An 18,467-nucleotide genomic window follows, 5' to 3' on the forward strand; every position below is an offset into this window, starting at 1 on the left:
GCGTTCGGGCGGGTCTATACATGCCTGGATTGGTTGCACTGAAGCACAACAAAGCAATCATCGCCATGAAGGACCGCTTGAAGGCCAACGGCAAGGCCCCCAAGCAAATCATCTGTGCAGCGATGCGTAAGCTGCTGCATTTCGTCTATGCCGTTCTCAAATCGGGTCAGCCATTTGACCCGAAAATTGCCCTTGCCCGATGAGGGGCAAGACGGTATCTACAGAGAAATGAGATTAGTGCGAGAGGGCTGTGCGCAGGGTTTGGGTGAGTTGTGTGTAGACGTTATCGATGTCTGGAACCACGCTCTGCAGACGCAGGAAGTCGTGAATCAAACCGTTGTACTCGATCAGCTCCACACTGACGCCCTGCTCTTGCAGACGCCGGGCATAGGCGCGGCCTTCATCCAGTAACGGATCGTGCCCGGCCAGGGCAATCACCGCCGGGGCCATGCCTTGGAAATCCGTCGCCAGCAACGGCGAGAAGCGCCAGTCCAGACGATCCGCGGCGTCGTTGGCGTAGTGCCGGTAAAACCATTCCAGTGTCTCGCTTTCCAGCAGATAGCCTTCGCCAAACAGCTCGGTCGAGGGGCTGCTGGTCGACGCGTCCGTCACCGGATAGCAGAGCAATTGCAGGCAAGGTCTGATCGCCAGCGAGTGCGGTTCGCGCGCCGATTGCAGGGCCAGCACCGTCGCCAATGTGGCACCGACGCTGTCGCCACCGAACGCCACGCGCGTGACATCCAGACCTTCAGCCGCGGCGTGCTGCGCCAGCCAGGCCAGGGCATCGGCCCCATCATTGAGCGGCGTTGGAAACTTGTGCTCCGGGGCCACGCGATAGCCCACCGACAACACTGCACACGGCGTCCGGGCGCAGAACTCGCGGCATACGCCATCGTGGGATTGCAGACTGCCGACCACATAACCGCCACCGTGGAAATACACCAGCACCGGCAGCGCCTCGGCCTGCGTATTGGCGGGACGGTACAGGCGCAATTCCAGGCTGGCACCGTCACGTGCGGTGTACGGCAGCGTCACGCAAGCGACCTGCGACGGAGCGCCCCAGCGCAACTGCTCCGTGGTGCGCTCGAAAGCTTCCCGGGCCTGAGCCGGCGTCGACAAATGAAACGGGCCGGGGCCGTCGGCCTGGCTTTCTTCGGCCAGGTCGAGGAAGGCATTGAGTTCCGGATGCAGGGACATCGCAGGTTTCCTTATGAAATAGCCACAGACAAAAAGAGGAGCCGCCAGGGCTCCTCTGTGTATAACGATGGATCAGGCCCAATACTTAGGCCGCTTGTGCGACACAGTGCTCGATCAACGCCTCCAGTTCCGCCTGATACTCGCGCATCAGCTGTTCGACGGTCTCGGCGCGGTAACGACGGGTGCTGTAAATGCAGCGCAAGGCCAAGCGCCCGTCATACACCTGCCCCACCACTTCCAGCCAGTTACCCAAGGCAGCGTGCGGGCTGTAGCAACTGCCGTAGCTTTCTGCCGCCGGCACCAGCATGGCCTTGTCATCGAAGCTCTGGTCAAACTGCCCGAGGTAGTTGAAGGTCACCCGTGCCTGCGGTGCCTGACTCAATGTTTCAGCCATTTGCCCGCCGCTCATGTGACGCAGCACGCCGTAACCCAGGCCCTTGTTCGGCACCACCGCCAATTGCCGTTGCACGGCACGCACCGAGGTGCCGATGTCGGCGTTCTCGCCCGGTGTCAGGCGCACCGGGAACATGCTGGTGAACCAGCCGAGACTGCGGCTCAGGTCGATGTCCTTGACCAGGTCCTCACGACCGTGGCCCTCAAGTTGAATCAGCACCGAGGACTGCTCACTCCAGCGGCACAACACCCGGCTCAACGCCGCCAGCAGCACATCGTTGATCTGCGTCTGATACACCGCCGGCACTTGCTTGAGCAGTTGCTGGGTGTGCTGTTCCGACAAGCCCAAATGCGCTACCGACTGGTATTGCACCTGATTCTTGCCGCGCGGGTTATCGCACGGCAACTCGCTGCCGGGCTGGTCGATCTGCGCCAGCCACCAGGCCTTTTCCTCCGGCGGATAATCCGCCGCGTAGGCTTGCAAGCCTTCGGCCCAGGCGCGATAGCTGCTGGTGCGAATCGGCAGGTTCGGCGAGCCACCGGCGCTGTACGCCTCGTAAGCCACCTGCAAATCCTGCAACAGCAAACGCCACGACACCGTGTCGATCACCAAGTGATGAATGACCATCAGCACGCGGATTTCGCCATCCGCCAAGGTCACGTGCGCCGTGCGCCACACCGGGCCGTTTTGCAGGTCAAGGCTGCGTTGCACTTGCTCGGCGTACAGTTCCAGCTCGGCTTCATCGGCCACTTCGTGCTGCCACAGCAACGGTTCGCTGGCCCATTGCGCGTGCATGTCCGCCAGCGGCTGGTAATGTTGATAATGGCGCCCGCCGACATCGCTGAAGTGCAAGCGCAGTGCATCGTGTTGCTGCATCATCGCGCGCAGGGCCATTTCCAGCGCTGGCAGGTTGAGCGCCTGCCGCGCTCGCAACATCAATGCCTGGTTGTAGTGATGCGGCTCGCTCATGCGCTGATCGAACAGCCATTGCTGGATCGGAATCAGGTTGAACTGCCCTTCGGCCGCCACCTGCGTCACGTCTTCAATCACGCTCGCCACTGCGCTCGAACGCTGCTCGAAAATCGCTTCGATGGTCTGGCCACGCATCAGATCGCGCAGTTTCAGATCCAGCTTCAGCTCCGCATGGTTACGCACCCGCGAGACCACTTGCAGGCTGAGGATCGAGTCGCCACCCAGTTCGAAGAAGTTGTCGGTGATGCCCACGCGCTCCACTTGCAACACATCGGCCCAGACCTCGGCCAGCAGTTGCTCGTCACGGCTGCGCCCTGGCACATACTCCGCGCCTTTGAACTCGGGCTCAGGCAAGGCCTGACGATCGAGTTTGCCGTTCGGCGTGACCGGCAACGCGGCCAGGCAGATCACCTGCGCCGGCACCATGTAATCGGGCAGTTGCGCACGCAACTCGGACTTCAGTCGATCACCAATGGCCACGCCTTCTGGTGTCACCACGTAACCGATCAATTGTTTGCCCGAAGCACTGTCGCGGGCGATCACCAAGGCATCGCTGACATCGGCGAGCTGGCGCAGACTGGCTTCGATTTCACCCAGTTCTATACGGAAGCCGCGCACCTTGATCTGATGGTCGATCCGCCCGACGTAATCGAGCACGCCGTCGGCACGCTGGCGCACCAGGTCACCGCTGCGATACAGACGCTCACCCGGCGGGCCGAACGGGTCCGGCACGAAACGCTCGGCACTCAAGTCCGGACGCTGGTAGTAACCACGGGCGATGCCCTGGCCGCCGATGTACAGCTCGCCGGCAATGCCCGGTGGCAGCGGGTTGAGATCTTCGTCGAGCACGTACAGCGCACGCTCGCCGACAGCACGACCGATCGGCGCGTAAGCCGCTTCACAGCGCTCGCTGACCGGCACCTTCCACAGCATCGGCGTGACCACGGTTTCGGTCGGGCCATAACCGTTGGTGAAGAATTGCGGACGCAACGCGGCTTTCACCTGCTCAAAGGTTTGATCCGGCACCGCGTCGCCGCCGAAGCAATATACGCGCACCGGCGGCGGCGCCAATTGGCTGTGTGCGGCGTATTCGGCCAGTTGTTTCAGGTAGGCCGGCGGGAAACAGGCAATCGTGATGCCGTGCTGATGCAGGGCCTCGAAGGTCTGTTCCGGTGTCCACAAACTGGCATCACGGATCACCAGCGTGCCGCCACTGAACAACGTGCTCAGCCAGCGCTCGTGGGCGCCGTCAAAGGCGAACGACATGAAATGCAGTTCACGGCTGTGCTCGTCCATGTCGTACAGCTCGGCGATGGCCTGGCAATGCATGCTCATCGGCCCGTGCGCCACCGCGACACCTTTCGGCCGCCCGGTGGAGCCGGAGGTGTAGATCAGATACGCAAGGTTGCCTGCGAGCAAGCCGCTGACCGGCGGCGTGTCGCGGTAACCGCTGTCGTCGAAACCATCGATGGCCAGACGGGCCAGGCCCTCAACCACCGGCAAGCGCTCCTGCACCTGCGTGTGGGTGAGCAGCAGCGCCATGGCCGAATCTTCGATCATGAACGCCAGACGCTCCGGCGGATAATCGATGTCCAGCGGCACATACGCCGAAGCGCTTTTCATCACCGCGAGCAACGCCACGACCATCTCGACCGAGCGCTCCAGCGCCACACCGATGACCGCTTCCGGCCCGGCACCCAGTTCGATCAGACGATGAGCGAGACGGTTGGCGCGACGCTCCAGTTCACCGTAGCTCAGCGTAGCGTCACCGCACACCAGTGCCGTGGCCTCTGGACGCGACTGGGCATGGCGGGCAATCAACTCAGGCAGCAACTGCGCCTGATAACTTGCGCCAGGCGCTGCGCTCCATTGTTCAAACGCTTGCCATTGTTGCGCGGACAAACGCTGCAGGTTGCCCAGACGCTCGCTCGGCGCGACGATCATGGCTTCAAGGGTGTCTTCCAGGGTGCGACGGATCTGCTCCACCGCATCCAGGCTGAAGGCATTGCGCAGGAACAGATATTCGATCGACAGCTGCTCGCCGAGATTGACCGCCAGGTCCATCGGGAAGTTGGTCACGTCATGATTGCGCGACTCACCGAAGCTCAGACCGCTGTCCTGCTGCTCGCCCAGACGTTCGTCGATCGGGTAGTTCTCGAAAACGATGATGCTGTCGAACAAGCCCTGCCCGCCCAGCCCCGACCAACGCTGAATGTCCGCCAGCGGTGCATGGGAAAACTCGCGAATATCGGTGTTGTAAGCCTGCAGTTGCTGCAGCCACTGATCCAGCGGCTGCTCCGGGCGCAGGGTCTGAATCACCGGCAAGGTGTTGATGAACAGGCCAAGAATATTGTCGGCGTTGGCCAAACCGGCCGGGCGCCCCGAAACGGTCGCGCCGAACACCACGGTGTTCTGCCCGGTAAAGCGTTGCAGCAGCAGCAACCACGCACCCTGAATCAAGGTGTTCGGGGTGATTTGCAAGGCACGGCAAACCTGCTGCAAGCGCGCGGTTTGCGCCGCATCCCAACGTGAGTAAATCGCCTCGTGCCCCGGCAGTTCCTCGACATGCCGCGGGAACATCGCCTGATTCAGCGACGTCGCCTGTTGCAGCGGCTCGAGGCGGTTGCGCCAGAAACCTTCCAGCGACCCCTGATCCTGGCGTTGCAGCCATTCGATGAATTCGCGATAGCGGCCATTGCGCCCCTGCACCTGGCCATGGCTGTAGAACTGCATCACCTCACCGAACAACCGCGAACTGCTCCAGCCGTCCATCAGGATGTGGTGGCAGGTCCAGATCATCTGGTAGCGATCGTCTTCCAGACGCAGCAGCAAGACGCGCTGCAACGGCGCCTGGCTGAGGTCGAACCCGGCCAGATAATCGGCGGTTGCCCGTTCGGTGACGGCGGCTTCACTGATGTCTTTTGTGCGCCAGTCTTCCACGGTCAGTTGCAATTCGACCTGACGATGGACGATCTGCACCGGAGTATTCGAGCCTTCCGGGAAGTGGAAACTGGTGCGCAGAATATCCTCGCGGCCGATCACGTATTCCCAGGCCCGAGCAAACCGTTCGGTGTCCAGACCGTGCACCGGCAGGCTGATCTGATTGATATACAAACCGGAACTGTCGTCGGCCAAGGTGTGGAACAGCATGCCGTCCTGCATCGGCGACAGCGGATAGATATCGTCAACCTGAGCCACCGGCACCGGCAGACGATCCAGCTGCGGCTGGGTCAGACGCGCCAACGGGAAGTCGGAAGGCGTCAGGCCCTGATGTTCCTCGCAGCAGCAATGCTCGATCAACTGCTCCAGCGCCACCGCGTAAGCATCAGCCAGTTGCTGAATCACCGCTTCGTCGAAGACATCGCGGCTGAACGTCCAATCCAGCGACAATTGCCCGTTGAACACCCGGCCATCGATGGTCAGCCAGTTGCTCAGGGCGACGTCGTCGCCGTGCCCGGCCCCGCTGCCCTCTTCACTCGGTACGAACAGCGCGTGCTCATCGAAGCTCTGATCGAACTGGCCGAGGTAGTTGAAGGTAATCCGCGCTTGCGGCAATTGCGCCAGACGTTGCTGGACAGCGTCCGCGCCAAGGTAGCGCAACACGCCATAACCCAGGCCTTTTTCCGGTACCGCGCGCAGTTGTTCCTTGATGCGTTTGATCGCCTCGGCCGGCTGTTTCGCCGGGGTCAGCAGCACCGGGAACAGGCTGGTGAACCAGCCCACCGTGCGGCTCAGGTCGACGCCATCGAACAGCTCTTCGCGACCATGACCCTCAAGCTGCACCAGGCACGCCGGTTGCGCCGTCCACTGGCAAATCACTTGCGCCAGGGCGCTGAGCAACAAGTCATTGACCTGAGTGCGATACGCCGACGGCGCCTGCTTGAGCAGACGATGGGTCTGTTCGGCATCCAGCCGCGTATTGACCGAACGGCCATGCAGCGACGCCTGGCTGCCCTCGGGACGACTGCGCGGCAACTCCGGCAAGGCCTGATCGAGCTGACGGGCCCAGTAGTCGAGTTCCTTGTTCAGCGTTTCGCTGTGCGCATAGGCCTGCAACTGTTCAGCCCAGGTTTTGAACGCGGTGGATTTCGCCGGCAGCGTCACCGCTTGGTTCGAACTCAGTTGACGATAGGCCGTTTGCAAATCTTCCAGCAACACGCGCCACGATACGCCGTCCATCACCAAGTGGTGAATCGCCAGGTGCAGACGCTCGCTGCCGTCCTGCACGGCAATCAGTGTGCAGCGCAACAACGGGCCGTTTTGCAGATCGAGACTGCGTTGGGCCTGATCGGCGATGGCGACAATTTCGTCAGCGCCCTCGGCTGAGCGTTGCCAGATTTCCGGCACCTGCTCGGCGGGTGCTTGATGGCTGGCCTGCCAAGCGCCATTGCTCGCCGGCACAAAACGCAGACGCAAGGCGTCGTGATGCGCCACGACATGCGCCAACGCCTGCTGCAAGTGCGCGACGTTCAGCGCCTCGCGCGGCGTCAGCATGACGGACTGGTTCCAGTGCTCGCGGTGCGGAATATCACTGGCGAAGAACCACTGCTGCATCGGCACCAGCGGACTGTCACCCGTGACCGGGCCTTGATCGATCAGTGCTTCCTCGGCGGCCGTGGCCGCGCGCGCCAACGCTTGAATGTTCTGATGCAGAAACAGGTCTTTCGGCGTCAGGCCAATGCCTTGCTGACGCGCGCGGCTGACCACTTGAATCGAGTTGATCGAGTCGCCACCGAGGGCGAAGAAGTTATCCGCCGTACCGACCTGAGCCACACCGAGCACCGCTTGCCAGATTTCCGCGAGCGCTGTTTCAATCGCATTGATCGGCGCGACAAAATCTTGCTGGGCTTCGGCCACATCCGGCGCTGGCAGTGCCTTGCGGTCGAGCTTGCCGTTGGGGCTCAGCGGCATGCTCTGCAACAGGGTCAGGTGCGCAGGCACCATGTGTTCCGGCAAGGTCTGGCGCAAATGCGCCTGCAGGGTTTCACGCATCGACGGCCAGTCCGACGCGTCGAACTCGGTAGCGACGACATAACCACTGAGGACTTTGCCGCTGCGGCTGTCCTGCGCAACGACCACCGCTTCACGCACGGCGTCGTGCTCGAGCAGGCGCGCTTCGATCTCACCCAGCTCAATGCGGAAACCGCGGATCTTCACCTGATGGTCGATACGGCCGATGTAGTCGATCACGCCGTTCGGGCGATAGCGCGCCAGATCGCCGGTGCGATACAGGCGCTCGCCGGCCACGAACGGACTGGCGACAAAGCGTTCGGCGGTCAATTCCGGGCGACGGTGGTAGCCGCGCGCCAGCCCTTGACCACTGAGGTACAGCTCGCCGTTGACACCACTCGGCACCGGGTTGAGTTCGGCGTCGAGAATATAGGTCATCAGGTTGGCAATCGGCTCGCCGATCGGCACCGCATCGCGACCTTCGTCGCGGCAGGTCCAATGGGTCACGTCGATCGCCGCTTCGGTCGGGCCGTAGAGGTTGTACAGACCGGCATTCGGCAACTTGGCGAAGACCTGTTGCTGCGCATCGACCGGCAGCGCTTCGCCGCTGCAGACAATGCGGGTCAGGCTGGTGCAGCGGCTGACATTGGCATCCAGCACAAACGCTTGCAGCATCGACGGCACAAAATGCAGGGTGGTGATCGCTTCGCGCTCGATCAGGCTGACCAGTTTCGCCGGATCACGATGGTCGCCCGGTGCCGCGACGACCAGACGTACACCGGTCATCAGGGGCCAGAAGAATTCCCAAACCGACACATCAAAACTGAACGGCGTCTTTTGCAGCACGCTGTCACCGCCGCGCAGCTCATAAGCCTGCTGCATCCAGCACAAGCGGTTGGTCAGCGCGCCGTGGCTGTTGCCGGCGCCCTTCGGCTTGCCGGTGGAGCCGGAGGTATAAATCACGTACGCGAGGTTTTGTGCGGTCAGCGCTGGCGTCGGATTGCTCGACTCGGCGTCGCCCAGCCACGCGTCATCGGCGTCGAGTAGCAGCGTCTGCACGTGATCGGGAATCGGCAAGGTCTCGACCAGCGCCTGTTGCGTCAACAACCATTGAATGCCGCTGTCATCGATCATGTACGCCAGACGTTCGGTCGGGTACTCCGGATCCAGCGGCACGTAAGCGCCACCAGCCTTGAGAATGGCCAGCAAGCCGACGACCATTTCCAGACTGCGATGCACCGAGATGCCCACCAGCACATCCGGGCCAATGCCCCGCGCGATCAGGGCATGGGCCAAACGGTTGGCCCGCTCGTTGAGTTCACGGTAAGTCAGCGACTGCCCTTCGAACACCAGCGCCACCGCGTGCGGAGCACGCTCGACCTGCGCTTCGATCAAATGATGCACCGGCTGCTGATTCGGGTAGTCGGCAAACGTGTGGTTCCAGTCTTCGACGATCACTCGGCGCTGCGCCGCGTCGAGCATCGGCAGTTCGCCAATGCGTCGGGTCGGCTGTGCGACGATCGCGCGCAACAGATTGAGGAAATGCTCACCCAGCCGGGCGATGGTCGCAGGTTCGAACAGATCGCTGGCATACGACAGCGCCGCACTGATGCCTTCATCGAACTCGAAGGTGTCCAGCGTCAGGTCGAACTGTGCGGTGCCGGCGTCCCAGGTCAGCTCTTCCAGGCTCAGGCCTGGCAACGCCGAGACGGCGCGACGCGCATCGCTGGCGTGGTTGAACATCACCTGAAACAACGGTGTATGGCTCAGGTTGCGAGCGGGTGCGAGCAATTCCACCAACTGCTCGAACGGCAGATCCTGATGCGCTTGCGCTCCCAAGGCGCGCTGCTTGACCTGATCAAGCAACTGGTCGAAACGCAGGTTGCCGTCGATGTCAGCCTTGAGCACTTGCGTGTTGACGAAGAAGCCCAGCAGGCGCTCGGTTTCCACGCGATTACGATTGGCAATCGGCACGCCGACGCGAATATCGTTTTGCCCGGTGTAGCGATGCAACAAGGTCTGGAAGCCCGCCAACAACAGCATGAACAACGTGGTGTTGCGCTCTTTGGCCAGACGCTTGAGACCTTCCGCCAGCGCCGGTTCAAGGCTGATCGGCAGGCGCGCGCCGCGATAGCTTTGCTGTGCCGGACGCGGATGATCGGTGGCCAGTTCGAGAATCGGCTGTTCGCCGCCCAACTGCGCCGTCCAGTAATCCAGTTGCCGTTGCTGCTCCCCCGCTTCCAGCCATTGCCGCTGCCAGTGGCCATAGTCGGCGTACTGGATCGGCAACGGTGCCAGTGCAGCCGGTTGACCCTGACTGAAACCGGCGTACAGCTGCATCAGGTCATCGACCATGATTTGCATCGACCAGGCATCGGAGACGATGTGGTGTTGGGTCAGAATCAGCACATGGTCGTCAGCGGCCAATTGCAGGAGTTTGACCCGCAACAGCGGCCCACGCTGCAAATCGAACAGTTGCCGGGTTTCGGCTTCGATCAAGCCACGCAGGGCTGGCGCGTCGAGCGCGGCATCGACCGATGCAACCGCGATGGTCACGGCGGCAGCAGCCTCAATGACTTGCACCGGACGTTCGTTGTCCAGCACGAAGCGGGTACGCAAACTTTCATGGCGTTCCACCAGCGCATCGAAACTCTGTTGCAGCGCCACTTGATCCAGTTCGCCGCGCAAACGCAGCGCCGCCGGGATGTGATAAGCGCTGCTGGTCAGGTCCAGTTGCCAGAGGAACCACTGGCGCTGTTGCGCGAAAGACAAGGCCAGCGGCTGCTCGCGCGAAACGCGGCTGATCGCCGGGTCCTGCTCGGCAGACGCCGGGGCCAGCGCCTCGACAAACCCTTGCAGGCTATTGTGGGCGAACAGCAGGCGCAACGGCACCTGAATCTCGAGGTGCTGGCGAATGCGCGACACCACTTGCGTGGCCAGCAACGAATGACCGCCCAGCTCGAAGAAATTGTCACTGAGGCCGACACGTTCGACCTTGAGAATCTCGGCCCAGATCGACGCAACGGCCTGTTGCACCGGCGTCTCTGGGGCCACATAGGTTTTGCGCCATTGGCTGGCATCGGGTTTGGGCAACTGTTTGCGATCGAGCTTGCCGTTCGGCGTCAGCGGGAAACGCGCCAGCAGCACCATGTGCGCCGGCACCATGTAATCCGGCAGATTGATCTTGAGGCGTGCATTGAGGCTGTCGCGCAAGCGGCTCTGTGCGTCGGCATCGAGCGTGCTCAGATCAGCGCTCGGCACCACGTAAGCCACCAGCGCCTGACCACCCGGAGCATCCTGCGCCAGCACGGCCGCTTCGCGCACGGCGTCCTGTTCGAGCAGACGCGCTTCGATCTCGCCCAACTCAATGCGGAAGCCACGGATTTTCACCTGATGGTCGATCCGGCCGAGGTATTCGAGGATGCCGTCGGCACGCTGACGCGCAAGGTCGCCAGTGCGGTACAGACGCTCGCCCGTCGCGGAATAAGGGTGCGGCACAAACCGTTCGGCCGTCAGCGCCGGACGCTGGAAGTAACCGCGCGCCAGGCCTTCACCGCCGATCAGCAACTCACCGGCCACGCCATAAGGCACCGGCAGCAAATCGGCACCGACGATGTACAGCGTGGTGTTGTCAATCGGCCCGCCCAGCCAAGGTTGCGCATCCTGCGAACGCAGCGGATGCAACGCCGACCAAATCGTGGTTTCGGTCGGCCCGTAGAGGTTCCACACTTCACCGCCCAGCGCAAGCAGGCGCACCGCCAATTCCTGAGGCAGCGCTTCGCCGCCGCACAGGCACTTGCAACCGCGCAGCTGTGCGGCGTTTTCGTTGTCGAGCAGCATACGCCAGGTCGACGGCGTCGCCTGCACCACGTTGACCTGCTCGGCGGTCATCAGCGCCAGCACCGCGTACGGATCCTGAGCGACCTCCTGACCGGTCAGGACGATGCACGCGCCGACCATCAGCGGTACATAGATTTCCAGGCCAAAAATATCGAACGAGAACGTGGTCAGCGACAGCGCCCGATCCTGCGCGACCAGGCCCGGGGCCTTGGCCATGCTGGCGACGAAATTGGTCAACGCACCGTGGCGAACCATCACGCCTTTCGGCTGGCCGGTGGAGCCGGAGGTGTAGATCGCGTAAGCCAGATGCTCGGTGTCAAGATGTGTCGGCAGATCATCGCCGGCAAAGCCATCGAGCCAGTCGCCCTCTTGATCCAGCACCAGCGTGGTGACAGCGTCCGGGACCGGCAACTGGCTGAGCAGCGAGCTCTGCGTCAACAGCAAATCGATGCAGCTGTCATCGATCATGTACGCCAGACGATCCTGCGGGAATGCTGGATCCAGCGGCAGATAGGCGCCGCCCGCCTTGAGGATCGCCAGCAGACCGACCAGCATGTGCGTGCTGCGCTCGACCGAAATGCCGACCAGCACATCCGGCGCCACACCGAGAGTTTGCAGCTTGCGCGCCAACTGGTTGGCCCGGGCATTGAGCTGAGCGTAGCTCAAGCGTTGGCCATCAATCACCAGCGCCGGGGCATCGGCAGTGCGCGCCGCTTGTACTTCGAACAGTTGATGAACGAAGCCCTTTTCCGGTGCCGGCACGACGCTGCGGTTGCCGTCGTTGAGCTGCGCTTGATGCTCGGCGGCGCTCAGCAGCGGCAGTTCGCCGATGGTCTGTGCCGGATTGGCGACAATCCCGCGCAACAGGTTCTGCCAATGCCCGGCCATGCGCGCGACGGTGTCGGCGCCAAACAGATCGGTGGCGTAGATCAGCGCCGCCGACAGGCCGTCGCTGTGCTCGACGGTTTCCAGGGTCAGATCGAACTGCGCGCTGTGGCTATCCCAACGCAAGCCCTCGACTTTCAAACCGCCCACCGGCGCTGCAGTCGACAAGCCTTGGGTCTGGTGATTGAACATCACCTGGAACAGCGGACTGTGACTGAGGTTGCGCTCGGGTTGCAGCGCTTCGACCAATTGCTCGAACGGCAGATCCTGATGCGCCTGGGCGCCCAGCGCAGTCTGCTTGACCTGCTGCAGCAACGCGCTGAACGGGTCCTGACTGTCGACCTCGCTCTTGAGCACCTGGGTGTTGACGAAAAAGCCGATCAGGCGCTCGGTTTCCACGCGGTTGCGGTTGGCCGTCGGCACGCCGACGCGGATGTCATTCTGGCCGCTGTAGCGATGCAACAACGCCTGGAACGAGGCCAGCAGGATCATGAACAGACTGACCCCTTCGCGTTGCGCCATCTGCTTGAGACCGCTGGCCAACGCGGTGTCGATGTCCAGCTCCAGACGTGCACCGCGATAACTCATGACCGCCGGGCGGGCAAAATCGCTCGGCAATTGGAGTACCGGTTGCTGACCGCCGAGGCGCGCGATCCAGTATTCGAGTTGACGCTCACGCTCGCCCGCCTCCATCCAGTGCCGCTGCCAGATTGCATAGTCGGCGTACTGGATCGGCAATTCGGGCAACAGCGGCGTCTGCCCTTGAATGAACGCGGCGTAACCTGTGACCAGCTCCTCGACCATCACCTGCATCGACCAGCCATCGGAGACGATGTGGTGCAAGGTCACGATCAGCACATGATCGTCAGGCGCCAGTTGCAGCAGGCGTGTGCGCAGCAATGGTCCTTGTTGCAGGTCGAACAGTTGACGGGTTTCTTCTTCGATCAGGTGACGCAGTTGCGTTTCGTCCGGCATCTGCGCCAGTACTTGCGCTTGCAGTTGCACCGGCGAAACCGCTTGTACCTGCTGCACGGCGTGCTCGCCGTTGAGCACGAAGGTGGTGCGCAGACTGTCGTGGCGCGCCACCAGCGCATGGAAACTTTTCTCCAGTGCAGCGACGTCCAGCGGCCCGCGCAAACGCAGGGCTGTGGGCATGTGGTAAGCAGCACTGTCGGGATCCAGCTGCCACAGGAACCATTGGCGTTCCTGGGCGAAAGACAACGACAAGGTGTCGAACTCGGCACTGACAGGCGGAATCGGCAGGTTCGCCGGGGAAACGTCCTCTTCGAGCATTTTCTGCAAGTACAAGCGACGTTTTTCCAGCGGCAGCGTTATGAAGCGCCTGGCAATACGTTGTGCGACAGCGGTGTCCATCAAACCTCCTCAAATTCATCAAGCAGCGCTTCAAGCTTGCTCAATTTCGACGTGCTCATTTGCTCGCCGGACTGCTCGAGTTGCGCGACAAACGCACCCAGCACCGGGAATTGGAATATCAGTTGGGGCGTCAGCTTCAGGCCCAGTTCGAGTTGCAGGCGCGAGACCACATTGACCACCAGCAGCGAGTGCCCGCCGAGTTCGAAGAAGTCGTCAGCCAGCCCGACCTGCTCGATTTTCAACACGTCTTGCCAGATCACCGCGACCTTGCATTCCAGCTCGCTTTGCGGCGCCAGATAGACCGACTGATGCGCGCGGGTGTCCGGCGCCGGCAAGGCCTTGCGATCGAGTTTGCCGTTGGGCGTCAGCGGCAATTGGTCAAGGAACACCAGGTGGGTCGGCACCATGAAATCCGGCACCTGCCGGGCCAATTGCGCCTTGAGTTGCTCGGCCAGAGGCGCCGAGTCGAGGCTGTTGTCGTGGCTGACCAGATAAGCGACCAGGTTCGGCCCGCTCAACTCTTCCCGTGCCAGCACCACCGCATCACGAACCTCGGGCAGTGCTTGCAGGCGTGCTTCGATTTCACCCAGTTCGATGCGCAGACCGCGGATCTTCACTTGATGGTCGATGCGGCCGATGTACTCGATCACGCCGTCCTCGGCATAGCGCGCCAGGTCGCCGGTGCGGTACAGACGGCCTCCGAAACCGGCGAATGGATCAGGAATAAAGCGTTCGGCGGTCAGCGCGCCGCGCTGGTGATACCCGCGGGCCAGCGAGTCACCGGCGATGTACAACTCGCCCGTGGCACCGATGGCGCAAGGTTGCAGCGCCGCGTCCAGCACATAGGTGCGGACATTGTTGATCGGACGCCCGATCGGCATGATCCGCGCGTCATCTTCGACCGAGCGCGGCACGGCGTGGCTGCTGGTGTCGATGGTCGCTTCGGTCGGGCCGTAGAGATTGCGCAATTCGCCGTCGAACAGCGCCAGCACTTGACGCGACAAGTGCGCACTCAGCGCCTCGCCACCGCACAGCAACAGCCGCAACGAGGTTAGTTGTTCACGGCTCGCCAGCGGCAACAGCGCCTGCAGCAGCGACGGCGCCATTTGCAGCACGCTGATGCGCAGGCGTGCGACATCGGCCCACAGCGTGGTCAGGTCAAGATTGAATTGCGCCGAGGCTAGCACCAGTTGCGCGCCGTTCATCAGCGGCAGCCAGAATTCCCAGACCGACGCATCGAAGCTGATCGCAGTCTTTTGCAGAACGCGATCCGCAGGCGTCAGTTGCAGGCATTCCTGCATCCACTGCATGTGGTTGCTCATGCCGCCATGACGCAAGGTCACGCCCTTCGGCTTGCCGGTGGAGCCGGAGGTGTAGATCACGTAGGCGAGGTTGTGCTCATCGATCAGCACCTGCGGATCGCGTTCGCTGTAAGCAGCCAGCCATTGTGCTGGCTGATCGAGCAACAGCGTGGTCACCGCGACATCGGCAAAGCGCGGTTGCAGGCTGGATTCAGTCAGCAGCAAGGCAATGCCGCTGTCCTCGACCATGTAGGTCAGACGATCCTGCGGATAGGCCGGATCCAGCGGCACGTAGGCACCGCCCGCCTTGAGGATCGCCAGCAGGCCGACCACCATCTGCACGCTGCGCGACATCGCCAGCCCGACCAATACGTCGGGGCCGACGCCGCGCTCGATCAATGCATGGGCCAAACGGTTGGCCTGGGCATTGAGTTGCGCATACGTCAGCGTGGTCTGCTCGGTCACCAGCGCCACGGCATCCGGGGTCAGTCGTGCCTGCGCTTCGATGCATTGCTGCACCTGACGGCGCTCGGACGTTTCGACGGCCGTGGCGTTCCAGTCGCGCAACAACAGCGTGCGCGTGACATCGCCCAGCAAGTCGATCTCGCCGAGGCTGCGGCCGGCCGGCGCGCTCACCATCTGCGCGAGCACGTGTGCCACCTGCTCAGCCAGGCGCTCGACGGTGTGTGTAGGGAAAGCAGCGTGGGCATAAGTAAAGTGCAGACTCAGGGTGTCATTGTGATTAACGGCCAGGGTCAACGGGAAATTAGTCTGTTCCTGATTGTCCACGGTGCCGAAGCTCAACCCTGACGGTGCCTGCGCTTGCAGCGCGTCCGACAGCGGGTAGTTTTCGAACACCAGCAAGGTGTCGAACAAGCCCTCGCCGCCCTGCCCGGCCCAGCGCTGAATCTCGAACAGCGGCGTGTGCTCGTGCTCGCGCAGGGCGACATTTTGCGCCTGCACTTGTTGCAACAGCGCCGACACTGACTGCTCCGGACGTGGGCTGGCGATGACCGGCAAGGTGTTGATGAACAGGCCGATCTGTTGCTCGATGCCTTTGAGCTCGGTCGGGCGTCCCGACACCGTGGCACCGAAGGCCACGGTGGCATGCCCGGTGTAGTGCTGCAGCAGCATCAGCCAGGCGGCCTGGATCACGGTGTTGAGGGTGACTTTTTGCGTGCGCGCGAACTCGCTCAGCGCTTGCGTCTGCGCTTTGTCCAACCAGTGATAGTGACTGGCGTGGCTGCTGGCGAACGCCGCTTCGTCAACGCCGAAACGGGTTTCGGCGAGACGGGTCGGCGCCTCGAACGAATGCAGTTGCTCCAGCCAGAATGCTTCACTGACCTTGGCATCGCGCCCTTGCAGCCAGCTGATGTAGTCGCGGTAACGCCCGGCCTGACGCGGCAAGGTCTGGCCGTCATAATGCTGCAGCACCTCGCCAAGCAACTGCGAATTACTCCAGCCATCCATCAGAATGTGGTGATGGGTGTAGATCAGGTGATAACGCTGCGCGCCGGTCTGCACCAGCACCAGACGCAACAACGGCGCGCAGGCCAGATCAAAGCCCTGCGCCAGTTCTGCCGAAGCCCGTTCAGCGAGTGCTGACGTGACATCGGCGCGAGTGCTCCAGTCCAGCGACGTGAATGGCACGCGCACCTGCTTATGCACCACTTGCAGCGGACGCTCACTGCCCTGCCAGACAAAGCTGCTGCGCAGAATGTCGTGGGCATCGACGGCGGCCTGCCAGGCATTCTCGAAACGTTGTGGGTCGAGGCCTTCGATGTCCAGGCACATCTGGTTGATGTAATGCCCGCTGCCGTTTTCATACAGGCTGTGGAACAACATGCCCTGCTGCATCGGCGCCAACGGATAGATGTCATCCACCGCACGCGCCGGCAGTGCCAGAGCATCGAGCTGCGCCTGAGAGAAGTCGGCCAACGGAAAGTCCGACGGCGTCATGCCCTGGTTGCCCGGCTCGCAACAGTGTGCGATCAGCAGCGCCAGCTCAGCGGCGTAGTCATCGGCCAGTTGCTGGATCAGCGCTGGATCGAACTGTTGGCGACTGAACGTCCAGCCCAGATTCAACGCACCGTCGAACACCTGACCATTGAGGGTCAGCCAGTTGCCAAGTGTGGTCAGCGGACTCTGCTCGTCGCCGGCGCCTTCGCCGGCGGGGCTGAACAACGCGCCCTGCGCTTCATCGAAGCTACCGTCGAACTGGCCCAGGTAGTTGAAGGTGATGCGCGGTTGCGGCAGTGCCTGCAAAGCCGCGCGAGTGGCGTCGTCTCCGAGGAAGCGCAGCGCACCGAAACCGACACCTTTGTCGGGAATCGCACGCAAGCCCTGCTTGATCGACTTGATCGAATCGGCGAGGTCAGCCGCCGGGGCCAATTTCACCGGGAACATACTGGTGAACCAACCGACGGTACGGGTCAGATCGATGTTGGCGAACAACTCTTCACGGCCATGGCCTTCCAACTCGATCAAGGTGCTGGCGTGCCCGCTCCAGCGGCAAATCACCCGCGCCAGCGCGGTCAGCAACAGGTCGTTGACCTGCGTGCGATACGCCGCCGGGGCTTCTTGCAGCAGTTGTCGGGTCAGCTGCTTGTCCAGTCGCGTATCGACCGTAACGGCCTGACTGTTCAGCGCACTGGCTTCTGGATCGAGGCACGGCAGGTCGCCCTGCACATCGCTCAACTGCGCCTGCCAGTAAGCCAATTGCTCCCGCAGTTCGGCGCCACGCGCGTGGGCCTGCAACTGTTCGGCGAAGGCTTTGACCGAACTGGTCTTGGCCGGCAGTTGCAAGGCCTGCCCGGCGTGAAATTGGTTGTAGGCGGTTTGCAGATCGTCGAACAGAATCCGCCACGACACACCGTCCACCGCCAGGTGATGGATCACCAGCAACAGCCGTTGAGTGCCATCGGCGAGGTTCGCCAACACCCCGCGCAGCAACGGCCCGGCTTGCAGGTTCAGGCTGCGCTGGGCCTGATTGGCGAGGCTTTCCAGCGCGGCGGCATCAGCGACTTCGCGCACCCACAGCAGACTTTCGGACGCCGCTTGACGGTACTCGGCGCGCCAGCCATCAGCGCTTTCGCTGAACGACAGACGCAAGGCATCGTGATGCTGCACCAGTGCCTGCAAGGCTTGCTCGACAAGCTCGGCTTGCAACGGGCTGGCCGGTTTCAGCAGTACCGACTGGTTGTAGTGGTGACGCTCGGGAATCGCCTCGGCGAAAAACGCTTGCTGGATCGGCAGCAACAAAGAAGCACCCTGTACTGGGGCTTGATCGACCGTGTGTTCATCACTGCCGGTCTGCGCCACCGAAGCCAGCGCCTGTACGGTCTGATGCTGGAACAGGTCTTTCGGCGAGAAGCGAATGCCCGCCGCGCGTGCGCGACTGACCACTTGAATGGAGATGATCGAGTCGCCGCCGAGTTCGAAGAAGTTATCGGTCAGGCCGACACGCTCAAGTTTCAGCACGTCCTGCCAGATCGCCGCGATCTGCTGTTCCAGTTCACTTTGCGGCGCCACGTAATCCTGTTGCACTTGACTGG

2 protein-coding genes and 2 pseudogenes are annotated in these 18,467 nt (G+C 62.4%); 1 reads left to right on the forward strand and 3 read right to left on the reverse strand.

Annotated elements, in window-relative coordinates:
- Positions 1–203: pseudogene (locus CKW18_RS22625) on the forward strand (IS110 family transposase); the annotation flags it as partial.
- 31 nt (positions 204–234) lie between these two features.
- On the opposite strand, the gene CKW18_RS22630 reads toward CKW18_RS22625, so the two are convergent.
- The 3 genes and pseudogenes from CKW18_RS22630 to CKW18_RS22640 all read right to left on the reverse strand — a co-directional run.
- Positions 235–1,197 carry an alpha/beta hydrolase gene (locus tag CKW18_RS22630; protein WP_095190834.1) on the reverse strand — a complete coding sequence of 321 codons (963 nt, stop codon included), beginning with the start codon at positions 1,195–1,197 and terminating at the stop codon, positions 235–237.
- A gap of 85 nt (positions 1,198–1,282) precedes the next feature.
- Complete coding sequence (locus CKW18_RS22635) at positions 1,283–13,612, reverse strand: non-ribosomal peptide synthase/polyketide synthase (protein WP_095190835.1); 12,330 nt, start codon at positions 13,610–13,612, stop codon at positions 1,283–1,285.
- Positions 13,612–18,467 (reverse strand): annotated as a pseudogene (locus CKW18_RS22640) (amino acid adenylation domain-containing protein); the annotation flags it as partial. The gene CKW18_RS22635 and the pseudogene CKW18_RS22640, both read right to left, overlap by 1 nt.

It is taken from the genome of Pseudomonas sp. Irchel 3E19, assembly GCF_900187585.1.
GTDB lineage: Bacteria > Pseudomonadota > Gammaproteobacteria > Pseudomonadales > Pseudomonadaceae > Aquipseudomonas > Aquipseudomonas baetica.